Annotated in this window: 15 protein-coding genes; 14 read left to right on the top strand and 1 reads right to left on the bottom strand. The window is 64.4% G+C overall.

The genetic code is table 11. The features are described from left to right. Window positions 1–24 precede the first annotated feature (24 nt). The 7 genes from pyrC to GKC28_RS02580 all read left to right on the top strand — a co-directional run bounded on the left by pyrC (window position 25) and on the right by GKC28_RS02580 (window position 7,424). Window positions 25–1,068, top strand: coding sequence for a dihydroorotase (gene pyrC, locus GKC28_RS02550; protein WP_174144965.1), 1,044 nt, complete (start codon window positions 25–27; stop codon window positions 1,066–1,068). A 68-nt stretch (window positions 1,069–1,136) separates the two neighbouring features. Continuing rightward, window positions 1,137–1,814 carry an orotate phosphoribosyltransferase gene (locus GKC28_RS02555; RefSeq protein ID WP_065269386.1) on the top strand — a complete coding sequence of 226 codons (678 nt, stop codon included), beginning with the start codon at window positions 1,137–1,139 and terminating at the stop codon, window positions 1,812–1,814. A 341-nt stretch (window positions 1,815–2,155) separates the two neighbouring features. Then, entirely contained in the window at window positions 2,156–3,682 is a 1,527-nt protein-coding gene (locus GKC28_RS02560; RefSeq protein ID WP_174144966.1) for a replicative DNA helicase, read from the top strand. Further along, entirely contained in the window at window positions 3,663–4,751 is a 1,089-nt protein-coding gene (locus GKC28_RS02565) for an agmatine/peptidylarginine deiminase (RefSeq protein ID WP_174144967.1), read from the top strand. The genes GKC28_RS02560 and GKC28_RS02565 overlap by 20 nt, the downstream gene beginning before the upstream one ends. Before the next feature lie 113 nt (window positions 4,752–4,864). Further along, window positions 4,865–5,902, top strand: a complete 1,038-nt coding sequence (gene alr / locus GKC28_RS02570) for an alanine racemase (RefSeq protein ID WP_174144968.1) — start codon at window positions 4,865–4,867, stop codon at window positions 5,900–5,902. Further along, a complete protein-coding gene (locus tag GKC28_RS02575; protein WP_174144969.1) occupies window positions 5,899–6,681 on the top strand; it encodes an ABC transporter permease in 783 nt (260 codons plus the stop codon). The genes alr and GKC28_RS02575 overlap by 4 nt, the downstream gene beginning before the upstream one ends. After that, on the top strand, window positions 6,678–7,424 hold the full coding sequence (locus tag GKC28_RS02580) for an ABC transporter ATP-binding protein (RefSeq protein WP_174144970.1): 747 nt from the start codon (window positions 6,678–6,680) through the stop codon (window positions 7,422–7,424). Before GKC28_RS02575 ends, GKC28_RS02580 begins: the two co-directional genes overlap by 4 nt. Before the next feature lie 8 nt (window positions 7,425–7,432). Here GKC28_RS02580 and GKC28_RS02585 read toward each other — a convergent pair whose 3' ends face one another. Further along, complete coding sequence (locus GKC28_RS02585) at window positions 7,433–7,831, bottom strand: DUF5071 domain-containing protein (RefSeq protein ID WP_174144971.1); 399 nt, start codon at window positions 7,829–7,831, stop codon at window positions 7,433–7,435. Between the two features lie 245 nt (window positions 7,832–8,076). On the opposite strand from GKC28_RS02585, the gene GKC28_RS02590 reads away from it, so the two are divergent. From GKC28_RS02590 to GKC28_RS02620, 7 genes are all read left to right on the top strand, one after another. Continuing rightward, window positions 8,077–8,529, top strand: coding sequence for a paraquat-inducible protein A (locus GKC28_RS02590; RefSeq protein ID WP_174144972.1), 453 nt, complete (start codon window positions 8,077–8,079; stop codon window positions 8,527–8,529). Between the two features lie 147 nt (window positions 8,530–8,676). After that, complete coding sequence (locus GKC28_RS02595; RefSeq protein ID WP_174144973.1) at window positions 8,677–9,459, top strand: DNA repair protein; 783 nt, start codon at window positions 8,677–8,679, stop codon at window positions 9,457–9,459. Window positions 9,460–9,656: 197 nt separating this feature from the next. Continuing rightward, complete coding sequence (gene radA, locus GKC28_RS02600; RefSeq protein ID WP_174144974.1) at window positions 9,657–11,018, top strand: DNA repair protein RadA; 1,362 nt, start codon at window positions 9,657–9,659, stop codon at window positions 11,016–11,018. 42 nt (window positions 11,019–11,060) lie between these two features. After that, the gene (locus tag GKC28_RS02605) at window positions 11,061–11,615 is read left to right on the top strand and encodes a CvpA family protein (protein WP_174144975.1); all 555 of its coding nucleotides are present in this window, start codon (window positions 11,061–11,063) and stop codon (window positions 11,613–11,615) included. A 388-nt stretch (window positions 11,616–12,003) separates the two neighbouring features. Further along, window positions 12,004–12,684: a Hint domain-containing protein gene (locus tag GKC28_RS02610; protein ID WP_174144976.1), complete on the top strand. Its 681-nt coding sequence runs from the start codon at window positions 12,004–12,006 to the stop codon at window positions 12,682–12,684. A gap of 249 nt (window positions 12,685–12,933) precedes the next feature. Beyond that, on the top strand, window positions 12,934–14,334 hold the full coding sequence (locus GKC28_RS02615) for a selenium-binding protein SBP56-related protein (RefSeq protein ID WP_174144977.1): 1,401 nt from the start codon (window positions 12,934–12,936) through the stop codon (window positions 14,332–14,334). A gap of 3 nt (window positions 14,335–14,337) precedes the next feature. Beyond that, entirely contained in the window at window positions 14,338–14,997 is a 660-nt protein-coding gene (locus GKC28_RS02620) for a hypothetical protein (RefSeq protein WP_174144978.1), read from the top strand. Window positions 14,998–15,303 lie beyond the last annotated feature (306 nt).

A 15,303-nucleotide genomic window follows, 5' to 3' on the forward strand; every position in this document is an offset into this window, starting at 1 on the left:
GCCGCCATGTGCTAACGCACGCGCATGACCCAGACGCTGACCATCCCCCGCCCCGATGACTGGCACCTGCACCTGCGCGATGGCGCCATGCTGCAGGCCGTGCTGCCCGAAACCGCCCGCCATTTCGGCCGCGCGATCATCATGCCGAATCTGGTGCCGCCGGTGGTGACCGGGGCGCAGGCCGCGGCCTACCGCGACCGCATTCTGGCAGCGCTGCCGGAGGGGATGGCGTTTGAGCCGCTCATGACGCTTTACCTGACCGAAGACACCGATCCGGCGGATGTGGCTGCGGCCCATGCCAGCGGGCTGGTCAAGGCGGTGAAGCTCTACCCCGCGGGCGCCACCACCAACTCCGCCTCCGGTGTGCGCGATTTCGACAGGGTGCGGCCGGTGCTGGAGAAAATGGCCGAGATCGGCCTGCCGCTGTGCACTCACGGCGAAGTGACCGACCACGACATCGACATCTTCGACCGCGAGGCGGTGTTCATCGACCGGGTGCTGGATCCGATCCGCAAGTCCACCCCCGGCCTGCGGGTGGTGATGGAGCATATCACCACCAAGAACGCCGCTGATTACGTGGCGAGCCAGGAGCGCGATCTGGGCGCGACGATCACCACGCATCACCTGATCATCAACCGCAACCACATCCTGGTGGGCGGCATCAAGCCGCATTACTACTGCCTGCCGGTAGCCAAGCGCGAAGAGCACCGTCTGGCGCTGCGTGCGGCGGCGACCTCAGGCGATGCGCGCTATTTCCTGGGCACCGACTCCGCTCCGCACACCGACCCGAACAAGGAAAGCGCCTGCGGCTGTGCGGGCTGCTTCACCGCCACCAACACCATGTCCCTGCTTGCACATGTGTTCGAGGAAGAGGGCGCACTGGACAAGCTGGCGGGCTTTGCCTCCGAAAACGGCCCGGCGTTCTATGGCCTGCCGGTGAGCGGCGAGACGCTGACCCTGACCAAGGGTGAGGCGCCGGTGCAGTTCCCGGAGAAGATCGAGAGCAGCGACGGGCCTGTCACCGTGTTTGAGCCGGGCTTCCCGGTCTATTGGACCGCCGGCGGCTGAGCCGCAAATTTCTTCAAAGAAATTTGCCAGGAAATTTGAATTTTCCTGGCGCCAGAAAGGACCCGACCATGATCCCCACCTCCTACCCGTCCAAAGAAGAAATCGCCCGGCTGTCGGCCCGGATGCTGCTGGAAATCGGCGCGGTGAACTTCAATACGGATGAGCCCTACACGCTGGCGTCCGGCCTGCCTTCGCCCAGCTATATCGACTGCCGCAAGCTGATCTCCTTCCCGCGCATCCGCACCACGCTGATGGACTTCCTCACCGTGACCGTGATGCGCAATGCCGGTTTCGAGGCGTTTGACAATATTGCGGGCGGCGAAACCGCCGGCATCCCCTTTGGCGCGCTGGTGGCCGAACGGATGGCGCTGCCGATGACCTATGTGCGCAAGAAGCCCAAGGGCTATGGCCGCAACGCCCGCATCGAAGGGGTGATGACCGAGGATCAGCGGGTGCTGCTGGTGGAGGACATGACCACCGACGGCGGTTCCAAACTGTCCTTTGTGGATGCGATCCGCGAAACCGGCGCCTCCTGCGGCCACACCGCGGTGATCTTCTATTACGACATCTTCCCCGAAACCACCAAACGCCTGGGCGACCACGGCGTTGAGCTGCATTACCTCTGCACCTGGTGGGATGTGCTGGCCGAGGCCAAGGCGCAGAAGAGCTTCAGCGACGAGACGCTGGCCGAGGTGGAGAAGTTCCTGAAAGACCCGCGCGCCTGGCAGGAAGCGCATAAAGCCTGAGGCGGATCAAGGGCTTCGGACGGCGGGCTGATTGCCCGCCCTTCCAAGGCCGGAAGCCGGAAGCCGGACAAGCGGACATTCGCCTTACGCAAAGTAAAGCGTTACAGGGCGGGCTGTGGACAAGCCCGCCCCGAATCGTTCTCCGCTTTCACTGGCACGCAGATCTGGGGGCCTTCCCAGACCGCACCGCATCATGTAGCCTGCATAGGACAAGCTTGCTGGCCTTTTATGGTAAACAGCCCACAGCGCCCGTGCGGTTATCCACAAGGGGTCCACAGAGATTCCCAGATAGGAAAAACGCCTTTTGCGCCCTATAAGCGGGCCGAGTGACGAGAGCAGTGATGAACGAGATTACCCCCTTCGACGGCGATATGCCGCCCCCCGCCCCGATGCCTGATTCCAGCCCGGCCGAGACCGCGATGCCGGACAATGAGCTGCCGCATTCGGTGGAGGCGGAGCAGCAGCTGCTGGGCGCGATCCTGACCAACAACGAGGTCTACGACAAGATCGCGCTGATCATCGACTCGTCGCATTTCTACGACCCGGTCCATGCCCGCATCTATGAGGTAGCGGCGGCGCGGATCTCCAAGAACGCGCTGGCCTCGCCGGTGACGCTGAAGGCGTTCCTGGAGGACCACGAGGGGCTGAAGGAACTGGGCGGGCCGGCCTATCTGGCCAAGCTCGCGGGCGCGTCGATCTCCGCCTTTGCGGTGCGGGATTACGCGCAGATGATTTACGACCTGGCAATCCGGCGCGAGCTGATTGCCCTGGGCCAATCGATTTCGGACAAGGCACGCCGCGTTGACGTGGCATCAGAACCTAAAGAGCAGATCGTTGAGGCAGAGCAGGCGCTTTACCAGCTGGCGGAGCAGGGCCAGACGGAAAGCGGCTTCAAATCATTCCTGAAGGCCGTCACAGAAGCGGTCAATGTGACCAACGAGGCGTATCAGCGGGGTGGCGGCATGGCCGGCATCTCGACGGGCCTGGTAGACCTCGACAAGCAACTAGGCGGCCTGCATCCCTCGGACCTTCTCATCCTCGCAGGCCGCCCCTCTATGGGTAAGACGTCGCTGGCGACCAACATCGCCTTCAACGTCGCCAAGGCATACAAACGCGGTGTGAAGCCGGACGGCAGCGAAGGCGCCATCGACGGCGGCGTGGTCGGCTTCTTCTCTCTCGAGATGAGCGCCGAGCAGCTGGCAGGCCGTATTCTGGCGGAAGCCTCGGAAATCTCTTCGCACAAGATCCGCCAGGGCGACATGACAGAGGGTGAATTCCGCCGCTTCGTGCAGGCGGCAAAGGACCTGGAAAGCTGCCCGCTGTTCATCGACGACACGCCGGCCATTCCGATCTCGCAGCTGGCGGCACGCGCCCGCCGTCTGAAGCGGACGCACGGTCTGGACCTCTTGGTGGTCGACTACCTGCAGCTGTGCCGCGGCATGTCCGACAATCGGGTGAACGAAATCGCCGAAATCTCGATGGGGATGAAGGCGGTTGCCAAGGAATTGAACATCCCGGTGATCGCGCTGTCGCAGCTGTCGCGTCAGGTGGAAAGCCGCGAGGATAAACGCCCGCAGTTGTCGGACCTGCGGGAATCGGGCTCGATCGAACAGGACGCCGACGTGGTGATGTTCGTGTTCCGCGAGGAATACTACAAGGAGCGGGAAAAGCCCGGCGACCACGAGCTGGAGAAGATGGAAGAGTGGAAGCAGGCGATGGAGCGGCTGCACGCCAAGGCCGAGGTGATCGTCGGCAAGCAGCGCCACGGTCCCATCGGCACGGTGGAGCTGTCGTTCGAGGCGCAGTTCACCCGCTTCGGCAACCTCGCCAAGGCCTGGCAGCAGGGGCATGAGGACGGCGGCTATTAACCGCCGCCGGTTTCTGGCCGGTTTTATGGCCGGTGCCGCGGGCGCCGGCACGCTGTCCATGGCGGGAGGTGCGGGCATGGCACAGGACGGGTTCCGGGTGCCGCCGGAAGAGGCGCCGCATCAGGTGACCTTCATGCAATGGCCGGTCACGCCTGAGGTCTATGGCACCGGGCGCTACCGCCGGCAGGTTCAGAACCAGATTGCGCGGATTGCCAATGCGGTGGCCGAATTCGAGCCGGTGGTGATGCTGGCCGCGCCGGAAGAACACGCCCGCGCCCGGCGCAAGCTGTCCGGCAATGTGGAACTGTGGGACATCCCGGCAGACGACCTGTGGTGCCGCGACTCCGGACCGTTGTTCGGGCGTGGCGGGCGCTGCCGCCTGTCGGTGCGGCAGCTGAATTTCAACGGCTGGGGCCGCTACCATCTGCCCAATGACGAACGCATCGCTGCGCGGGTGGCAGAGCGGCTGGGGCTGCCCCTGTTTGACAGCGGCATCATAGGCGAGGCCGGCGGCGCCGAGGCGGACGGCCACGGGCTGCTGATGGCCAACGAAAGCAGCTGGGTGAACAAGAACCGCAATCCCGGCCTCTCCCGTGGCAAAATCGAAGCCGCGTTGCTGGCCGCCTATGGCGCGGACCGGATGATCTGGGGCAAGGGCGTCAAGGGGCAGGACGTGACCGACGACCACATCGACGGGCTGGCGCGGTTCACCGGCGGGGGCCGCGTGCTGATGATGCTGGCAGAGGCGCCTGTGCCGGATGATCCCTTTGACGCCTCGGCCCGGCAGTTGCAGCAGCGCCTGCAAGCGGAGGGTCTTCAGGTCGACACCCTGCCCTGGCCTGAGGCCGGGCGCATCAGGGACGTGAACAGCCAGTGCAGCTATGTGAACTATTACGTCTGCAACGGCGGGGTGATTGCGCCGCAAAGCGGCGACAAACGCACCGATGCGCTGGCGGGCGAGGCGCTGCGCCGCCACTACCCGGGGCGGGAACTGGTGATGCTGGACACCGATCTGCTGGCAGAGCTTGGCGGCGGCATCCATTGCGCCACACAGCAGATGCCGGCCTGAAAACCGCGGCGCACAGCCGTGTGATCCGGCGATTGCGGCATGCAGCTGCCGGTTCGCCGCTTTCCTGCGGTTTTCCCCCTTGACGTGCAGCCTCCCCATGTCATGAACACGCCATGAGCACGGCAAAACTGACAATCAACCTGGATGCGCTGGTCACCAACTGGCGGAATCTGGATGCGCTGACCGGCTGCGAGACCGCAGCGGTGGTCAAGGCGAACGGGTACGGCCTGGATGCAGGCCGGGTGGGCAAGGCGCTGGCCAAGGCGGGCGCCCGCAACTTCTTTGTGGCGGCAGCCGAGGAAGGCGGCGCGCTGCGCCGTGCGCTGGGGCCGGGCCCCGGCATCTCGGTGTTTTCAGGCCATATGGAGGGCGATGCGAAGCTGCTGAAGGATTTCCAGCTGACGCCTATGCTGAACTCTCTGGACCAGATGCTGCGCCATTTCGAGACTCTTCCTGGCCACCCGTTCGGGGTGCAGCTGGACAGCGGCATGAACCGGCTGGGGATGGAGCCGGGAGAATGGGCTGCGGTGGCGGAAATTGCTCTGGGCCAGAACCCGGTGCTGCTGATGTCGCACCTGGCCTGCGCCGATGAGCCGTCGCACCCGATGAACGCGCAGCAGCTGCAGGCCTTCCGCGGGATGACCGACGGGCTGGAGGTGCCGCGCTCGCTGGCCGCCACCGGCGGCATGCTGCTGGGCAAGGACTATCACTTCGACCTGTGCCGCCCCGGCGTCGGCCTGTATGGCGGGCTGCCGTTCACCGACGCGGTGCCGGTGGTGCAGCTGGACCTGCCGGTTATCCAGGTGCGCGACCTGGAAGCGGGCGAAAGCGCCGGCTACGGCAATGCCTGGGTGGCGCAGCGCCCCAGCCGCATCGCCACCGTTGCCGCCGGTTACGCCGACGGTTTGCACCGGGCGATGGGCAATGGCGGCATCCAGGTTTTCGCGGGCGGGACCCCCTGCCCCGTGGTGGGCCGCGTCTCGATGGACCTGATCACCGTGGATGTCACCGGTCTGGCTGAGGTGCCGGATGCGCTGGCGATCCTCAACGAGCATCAGACCGTGGACATGCTGGCGGAGGCCGCAGGCACCATCGGATATGAAATCCTGACCTCCACCGGCCACCGTTACGCACGGACGTATTTGGGATGAATCCAATAACTCTCCTGGCCCGGCTGGGCCGCGCCGCTTTGGCGGGGATGTCGGCGGTCGGGCGCGCGGCGCTGTTTGCGCTGTCGGCCTTCAGCCACATGATCCGCCCGCCCTATTACCCGCGCGAGTTCTTCTATGCGCTGCTGAACATCGGCTGGCTGTCGCTGCCGGTGGTGGGCCTGACGGCGATCTTCACCGGCGGCGCGCTGGCGCTGCAGATCTACGCCGGCGGCGCCCGCTTCAACGCTGAGGCCGTGGTGCCGCAGATCGTCGCTATCGGCATGGTGCGCGAGCTGGGGCCGGTGCTGGTCGGGCTTATGATCGCGGCGCGGGTGACCTCCTCGATTGCCGCCGAGATCGCCACCATGAAGGTGACCGAGCAGATCGACGCGCTGGTAACGCTGTCCACCCATCCGATGAAATACCTGGTGGCGCCGCGGGTGCTGGCGGCGCTGATCACGGTGCCGGTGCTGGTCGGCATCGGCGACATCATCGGCATCATGGGCGGCTACACGGTGGCGGTGCAGAACCTCGGCTTCAACGCCGCCGCCTACCTCAAGAACACGGTCGACTTCCTGGAGCCGCTCGACATCATCTCCTCGCTGGTCAAGGGCGCCGCCTTTGGCACCATCGCGGCGATGATGGGCTGTTATTACGGCATGCAGTCGGGCCGCGGCGCGCAGGGCGTGGGCCGCGCCACCAAGGGCTCGGTGGAATCCGCCGCGGTGCTGATCCTGGCTGCCAACTTTGTCCTCACAGGGGTGTTCTTCTCGCTATGATCCGCATGGAAAACGTCCACAAGGCCTTTGGCGACAACCAGGTGCTGAACGGCATGAGCCTGGAGATCGCCAAGGGCAGCTCGATGGTGATCATCGGCGGCTCCGGCACCGGCAAATCGGTGGCGCTGAAAAGCATTCTGGGGCTGATCCAGCCCGACAGCGGTGAAATCTATGTCGATGGCAAACCGTCCGGCTCCGGCGACCGCGACAAGTTCCTGGCCCGCTTCGGCATGCTGTTCCAGGGCGGCGCGCTGTTTGACTCACTGCCGGTCTGGCAGAACGTGGCTTTCCGCCTGCTGCGCGGCGCGCTGAAGCGCCCGCAGGAGGAAGCCCGCGAGATTGCCATCGAGAAGCTGCGCCGGGTGGGCCTGCGCGCCAAGGTGGCCGACCTTTACCCCTCTGAGCTGTCGGGCGGCATGCAGAAACGTGTGGGCCTGGCACGCGCGATTGCCGCCGAGCCGGAGATCATCTTTTTCGATGAGCCGACCACCGGCCTCGACCCGATCATGTCCGGCGTGATCAACGACCTGATCCGCGAGATCGTGGTGGAAATGGGCGCCACGGCCATGACCATCACCCACGACATGACTTCGGTGCGGGCGATTGCCGACAATGTGGCGATGCTGCACGGCGGGGTGATCCAGTGGACCGGGCCGGTATCTGAGATGGACCAGTCCGGCGATCCATATATGGAGCAGTTCATCCACGGCCGCGCCGATGGGCCGATCGAGGCGGTGCGGTAGACTAAACCTCAGCCGGATATCTTTGAGTGCTGCGCCAGCGCCTGTTGCGCAGCACTATTCACGTCTTCCCTGATCTCTTCATCAGTGGGCTGTTCTACCAAGCGCCGCACGGCAGGCTCAACAAGCGCCCAGGTATCGCGTTCCAGTTGCAGTACTAAACCTGTCAGCAACGCATGCTTCCAGGTTGAGTCGGCACCGTTGAGAATTTCACTGAGAACTGGAGCAATGCTGTTCCCGAAGGACGAAAGCAGTTTTGCGACCGGCCCGGCAACCGGCCAGTTTTCATCCTGCGTCCACTCGAAAAGCTCTGAAATGGTTTCATTGTCCGGCAGGGAACCAAGGTTCAAGGCACACTCGACAGCTTGCACATCAAACTTGTTCTGAGGAATAGGAAAAGAATGTGTCATGCAGTCGCATGTACCAAGTTCCACTTGCGACTGAAACGCCCAGGCAAACGGCTGACAGCGCCTCATTATTTCACCTTTGCGAAAATACTCCCGCCGGAGGCATCTGCCACAAGGACAGAGCCCACCCCTGGGAGGGCGCTGGCCGGTCCGCAATTGCCCCGGCCGGTGTCTGTGACGCCCTTTTCCCCTTTCAAATTACCGGTGAAACACACAAGTCTCGGCAGAACCGCAGAAAACGAGCCGCCATGACCCTCCGCCTCCTCACCCTCTCCCTGCTTATCCTCTACCCTGTCGCCTGGTTTGCCCCCCTGATGCGGGCGGGGCTGCTGCCCATTTTCGGCCTCAGCGAGATCTCGGTGATCACGGGCCTGCAAAGCCTTTGGGGCAGCGACGCGGTGCTGGCGCTGATTGTCACCTTCTTTGCGATCTTCGCCCCCTACCTCAAGACCATCGGCACCGCGCTGGTGCAGTGGAACCTGATGGACGCGCGGGTGCAGAAAGTGCTGCATGTGCTGGGCAAGCTGGCGATGGCTGACATCTTTCTGATCGCGCTTTACATCACCCTGGCCAAGGGCATTGGCCTCGCCACCATCGAAACCGCCTGGGGGCTCTATCTGTTCACCGCCTGCATCCTCGCCTCCATTGTGCTGGGGATGCTGACGGAGCGCACGGCCGGGATGCGGCACAAGCTGCGGTAAACCCTTGATCCGGGGGCAGACCGCTCCATTTCATAAAGCCGGATATGTGAAAACGCATTGTCGCGGAACCGGCCAGCTGTGCCCTTTTCGGGCTTCCCCCCGCCTTGCAGGCCCCGGTTCCGGGCGTGCATTTGCTGGAGGGGGCCAATGGCCGGCATTCAATCCATCCTGCTCACCGCGCAGACCGTGTTCATGCGGCTTGCCTTCGCGCTTATCTGCCTGTCCGCGGCGGCGATGCTGGCCGCGACCACGCTGGCGGCCCTGGGCATATGGCCCTGGCTGTCGCTGCAGGCGGGCCTCGGCGGCGAACCGATGCCGCAGGCCGGCAAGGCAGCGCAGATCACCCTGACCGCGCTGGCAGTGGTGCTGGCGTTCTTTCTGCCCGCCAACGGGCGCATCATGGCGCTGGAGGCCTCGCACCGGCGGTTTGCGATGAACATGCAGGACGTGCTGCAGGCCTATCAGCTGGCGCACGCCGGCGACCGCGCGGGCGTGTTCACGCTGGCCTCCGAGTTCGATGCGGTGAAGGAACGGCTCGCCTTCATGCGGGATCACCCGGATCTGCAGGGGCTGGAGCCCGATGTGCTGGAGGTTGCTTCGCAGATGAGCCACGTGAGCCGCGAACTGGCGGAGACCTATTCCGATGCCAAGGTGGCCCGCGCCCGTCAGTTCCTGAAGCAGCGGCAGGAGGAGCTGGACACCTTTAAGGCGCGGCTGGAGGATGCCCAGGTCATCATGCATGAGCTGCGCCAGTGGACCCGCGACGTGGAGATCGAGGAAAGCATTGCCAAGTCGCAGCTGGCCCGGCTGCGCGGCGAATTGTTCGAACTGCTGCCGGAACTGTCGGCACAGTTGCAGGGGCAGCCGGACGGCTCAGACCCCGAAGGCGGCAGCGTGGTGCCGATCCAGCCGCCGCGGCGCGCCGACTGAGCCTGCCTGCCGCAAACCGCAGCCGGTAAAGGGGCGCTGCTCCCGGCCCTTGCGGACCTCCCCCGGAGTGCTTTCGACCAGAAAGACGCCGCTTCTTTCCGGTGGCAAGTGCTCGGGAGCGCGCGGCAGAGCCTCGCATCCTCCGGTACAGCCTGCCGCCCCTTGAACAAAAGGGAAACATCTGCCACTGATCGGGCATGGCAAAAACAACTTTCTCCTGCTCCGCCTGCGGAGCCAGCTTTTCCAAATGGTCCGGGCGCTGCGAAGGCTGCGGCGAGTGGAACACCATCACCGAGGATCAGGGGCTGTCGTCCGGCCCCGCCAAGAAATCGCTGGGTGTCAAGCGCGGCCGCACCATCCAGCTGACCGATCTGTCGGCGCGGGAAACCCCGCCGCCGCGCGCCTGCTGCGGCGTGGGCGAGCTGGACCGGGTGCTGGGCGGCGGGCTGGTTTCTGCCTCGGCCATTCTGGTGGGCGGCGATCCCGGCATCGGCAAATCCACCCTGCTTTTGCAGGCGGCGGCGCGCTTTGCCCAGGCTGGCGTCAAGACCGTCTATGTCAGCGGCGAGGAAGCCTCCGCCCAGGTGCGGATGCGGGCGCAGCGGCTGGGGCTGGCGGATGCGCCTGTGCAGCTGGCGGCGGAGACCAACCTGCGCGACATCCTGACCACGCTGGAGGCGGAGCGGCCGCAGCTGGCCATCATCGACTCGATCCAGACCATGTGGGCCGACCATGTGGACAGCGCGCCGGGTTCCGTCAGCCAGGTGCGCGCCGCGGCGCATGAGCTGACCACCTTTGCCAAGCGGCACGGGATCTCGATCGTTATGGTCGGCCATGTCACCAAGGAGGGCCAGATCGCCGGCCCCCGGGTGGTCGAGCATATGGTCGACACGGTTCTGTATTTCGAGGGTGAGCGCGGTCACCAGTTCCGCATCCTGCGCGCGGTCAAGAACCGCTTTGGCCCGGCGGATGAGATCGGCGTGTTCGAGATGACCGGCAGCGGCCTCAGCGAGGTGATCAACCCCTCTGCCCTGTTCCTGTCGGAGCGCGGCGAGCCAAGCCCCGGATCGGTGGTGTTTGCGGGCATCGAGGGCACCCGGCCAGTGCTGGTCGAGATGCAGGCGCTGATTGCGCCCTCCCCCCATTCGCAGCCCCGGCGGGCCGTGGTCGGCTGGGACTCGTCACGTCTGGCGATGATCCTGGCCGTTTTGGAGGCCCGCTGCGGCATCCCCTTTGCGGGCCTGGACGTCTATTTGAACGTGGCGGGGGGCATGAAAATCTCCGAACCGGCGGCCGACCTCGCCGTGGCGGCGGCGCTGCTGAGTGCGCGGGAAGACGTCGCCCTGCCTGCCGATACGGTGGTTTTCGGAGAAATTTCGCTGTCCGGCGCCCTCCGGCCCGCCCCGCAGACCGAAAACAGGTTGAAAGAGGCGCAAAAACTTGGTTTCACGGCGGCGATTGCCCCTGGCGGCAGCAAAACCGTGTCCGTGAACGGCCTTTCCTTGCGAAAGTCGGGCGATCTGGCAGGTTTTGTTGGCGAATTCTTCGGGGCCGGTTAAAGTCGCAAAAAATTTGAGATCGCAGGCAAACGGGCGAGGGACATGGAAGGTTTCACAATCATCGACGGGGTCGTGGCCCTGGTCATTGTCGTATCGGCGCTGCTGGCCTATTCGCGCGGTTTCGTGCGCGAGGCGATGGCGATCGCCGGCTGGATCGCCGCCGGTGTCCTGGCCTTCATCTTCGCACCTCAGGTGGAGCCGCTGATGGCAGAGATCCCGGTGATCGGAGATTTCATCGCCGACAGCTGCGAGCTTTCGATCATCGCTGCCTTTGCCGCGGTGTTTGCGCTGGCGCTGATCGTGGTCTCCTTCTTCACGCCGCTGTTTTCCACTCTGGTGCAGCGCTCGGCGCTCGGCGGTCTGGATCAGGGTGCCGGTTTCTTCTTCGGCGTCCTGCGCGGCATTCTTCTGATCGCGATTGCCTTCTTCCTCTATGACGTGGTGATGACCGGGCAGAGCTTCACAATCGTTGACGAAAGCCGCTCTGCCGAGGTGTTCGAGCGCCTGACCGGCAAGATCGAAGAACGCAATCCGGAGCAGGCCCTGGGCTGGGTCACCGAGCAATACGAGGCACTGATCGGGGCCTGCGGCGAGTAATTCCTGAGGATTACCACCATCAGACAGATACGCGGGCGCCCCATGGGCGCCCGTTTTACTTTGAGTTTCAATGCGTTCACACAGTTATCCACAGGACGCCCGGTACGGCAGTTAACACCGCAAATTCACGTTAACAATTTGTTAACCAAAGAGAATCGGGCCTTGAGAGGCTTCGAAGCGCGTCTCAAAAATTGCGTCAATTCTTAATAAATCCTCAGCCCGCACCGCGAAAAGGTTAACAATTCCCCGAAAAAAGCAGGGTTTGTCCCCAAAAAATCGCGCCATCCCGAAATGCGACGCAAGCCTGCCCCAATTTGGTCCCAATTCGGGGGCCACATGGCTTCAACGGCAAGACGCCGGGACGAAGACGCTCAGAAGGGACATAACGATGCAGCTGGATCACACCACAGATTTCGCCGACTACCTGCCGGTTGACGTGCTGCTGCTGACCAATCCCCTGCCACAGTCCGTGAAGCCGGCGCCCAAGCGCGCCCGCATCCGCAGCGGCGGCTTCCTGCCCGATACGCTGGTGGAGACCGAAGAGGGCTTCAAGCAGGCCCGCGACGTCAAACCCGGCGACATGGTGTTCACCTTTGACGGCGGCGCCCAGGAAGTGAAGGCCGTGAAACACGCGGTACCGCGCCTGACCACCCTGATGCATATCCCGGCCGGCGCGCTGGGGAACGATACCGACCTGATGCTGCCCTCGGATCAGAAAGTGGCGCTGGAGATGGAAACCGCGGAACGCCTGTTCGGCCTGCCGGTTGTCGTCGCCAAGCTGATTGCCCTGGCCGGCTACAAGGGTATCACCGCGGCCGCGCCGGAACGCCTGGGCCGCATCCATTTCGAATTCGCAGAAGAAGAGCTGGTCTGGGCCGAAAGCGGCATGCTGCTGCCCGCCGGTGACACCGCCGTGGACTCCGCTTTTCACCAGTTGTCGCTGACCGAGACCCGCCAAGTGCTGGCCAGCGATGGAGGCCGCGCGCTGTCGCAGACCGGCATGGGCGAGATTGACGCCCGCCTGCCCAGCCCCCTGGACAACCTGCTGGACCGCATCCTGGCGGCCTGATCCAAGGGCCAGCCAGCAAGACATTCCCTCCCCCTCGGGCCCGCCTTCGTGCGGGCCTATTCCTTTGGCAGCCCGGACAGGCGGGCAAGGTTCCGCCCCTGCCATTCCGCGGAAATGCGGAACGTCCGTTCCATACGCGGGGGCATTTCCGGAAAAAGTTGCCCGGAAAATATATGTATGCCAGCATCCCCTCAGGCGCCAAAGGCACCGCAGAGCAACCGGCGCCCGGTATTTAGGGAGGATTTGACGATGAACTTGCGGCCTGACCCAACATTTCACGCAACACCCAAACTGGCGATGGAGGCCCCGGCGGAAAAGCTGGCCTTCACGCTGATGCTGAGCCCCGATTTCTCGCAGCCGGATGGGCTGGCGGTGGTCGATGTCGACCCGGACTCAGACACCTACGGCCAGATCGTGCATCAGCTGATCATGCCCAACAAGGGCGACGAATTTCACCATTTCGGCTGGAACGCCTGTTCCTCCTCCCTGTCGCCGCTGTCGGGCCATGCGTTCCTGGAACGGCGCTATCTGATCATCCCCGGCATCCGTTCCAGCCGGATCTATGTGGTGGACGTGAAGGAGCCGCTGAAGGCGAAAATCCACAAGATCATCGAGCCGGAGGAAGTCTTTGCCAAGACCGGCTACTCCCGCCCGCACACCATCCATTGCGGCCCCGAAGGCATCTATGTCTCGACCTTGGGCGGCGGCGGCGAGGACGGCACCGACGGGCCGCCGGGCATCTTCATCATGGACTGCGAAACCTTTGAAATCCTGGGCCGCTACGAGATGGACCGCGGCAAGCAGGACAAGCATTACGATTTCTGGTGGAACCTGCCGCGCGACTACATGGTCAGCTCCGAATGGGCGCTGCCGCCGCAGTTTGAGAACGGCATCGTGGCAGAGGACCTGCTGAGCAACAAATACGGCCACTCGATCCACTTCTGGAACCTGCGCCAGCGCAAGAACGTGCAGACCATCGACCTGGGTGAGAACCACCAGATGGCGCTGGAAATCCGGCCGGCGCATGATCCGGCGCGCGATTACGGCTTCTGCGGCGTGGTGGTGGACACCACCAACCTGCAAGGAGCGATCTTCACCTGGTGGCAGAAGGACGACGGCACCTTTGATGCCAAGAAGACCATCACCATCGACCCGCGGCCCGAGAAGCCGGAAAACCTTCCGCCGCTCTTGCAGGGGTTCGAGGCGGTGCCGCCGCTGGTCACCGACATCGACCTGAGCATGGATGACAAGTACCTCTACGTCGCGTGCTGGGGGCTGGGCGAGATGCACCAGTATGATGTCTCCGACCCGATGAACCCCAAGCTGACCGGCAAGGTCGAGGTCGGCGGCATTGCACGCGGCGCCAAGCATCCGAACGGCAAGGATTTTGCCTATGGCCCGCAGATGGTGGAGATCAGCCGCGACGGCAAGCGAGTCTACTGGACCAATTCGCTCTATTCCACATGGGACGATCAGTTCTACCCGGATGCCGAAGGCGGCCAGATGGTGATGGCCAACGTTGGCGAAAACGGCGGGCTGGAGCTGGACAAGGATTTCTATGTCGAGTTCCCCAAGGGCTACCGCAGCCACCAGATCCGGCTGGAGGGCGGCGACTGCTCCACTGACAGCTTCTGCTACCCCTCCGTCTGACGCGTGGCAGAGATCAGCACGGCGGCGGCCCTGTGGGGGGCCGTGGCCCTTTCCGGTGTCTATCATGGTGTGAACCCCGGCATGGGCTGGCCGCTGGCGGTTTCCGCCGCGCTGATGGACCGGTCGCAGGGCAGCCTGTGGCGGGCGCTGGCCGCGCTGGCGGCGGGGCATCTGCTGGCAATGGCGGCGGTGCTGTTTCCGTTCTCGATGCTGCTGGTGCTGGCCGAATGGCAGCGCGAGATCCAGATCGGCGCTGCCTGCCTGGTGATAGCGCTGGGTCTCTATCTGCTGTGGAACCGCCGCCACCCGCGCATGCTGGCGCGGGTGCCGCCGTCGCGGCTGGCGCTGTGGTCGTTCCTGGCGGCGATGGCGCATGGCGCCGGGCTGATGCTGGTGCCGATCTACCTCGGCATTTGCGCCACGGTTGAGACCGACGCGGGCCACGCCGCCGCCGGGACGCTGATGACGGGCAATGCGGGCATCGCCGCGCTGGTCGCGCTGGCCCATACGCTGGCGATGACGGTGGCGGGCGGTGCCATGGCCTTTGGCGTCTATCACTGGCTGGGGCTGAAGTTCCTGTCCCGCGGCTGGTTCAACCTGGATCTGATCTGGGCGCTGAGCCTGGTCCTGGTCGGGGCGGTGTCGCTTCTGACGCTGCATTGATTGCAGCGGCGCGCCCTGCCCGCATACTCGGCAAACCGCCCCTATTGCCGCAGCGCAGAAGGGAAATGTGATCCTTTGATGACAGACGCCGCGAAAGCCTCTATGTGAGGGCGCGAACAGGAAACGGATTCGGAGCCACACCGCCTTGCCGCTGCTGCAGACGCTGCCCGCCTGCCCTTGTGGACCTGACCTGACGCAGCCAGCGCCGGGCCGCAGGGCCGCAACCGGCCATCAGGCTCCGGACGCTTTGCCGGCAGGGACCTTTGGCGCGGCCGGATTGGCGCAGGCACGGAAAAATGCGCTAGA

The sequence above is a fragment of the Leisingera sp. ANG59 genome (genome assembly GCF_013317235.1).
In the GTDB taxonomy this organism is placed as follows: Bacteria; Pseudomonadota; Alphaproteobacteria; order Rhodobacterales; family Rhodobacteraceae; genus Leisingera.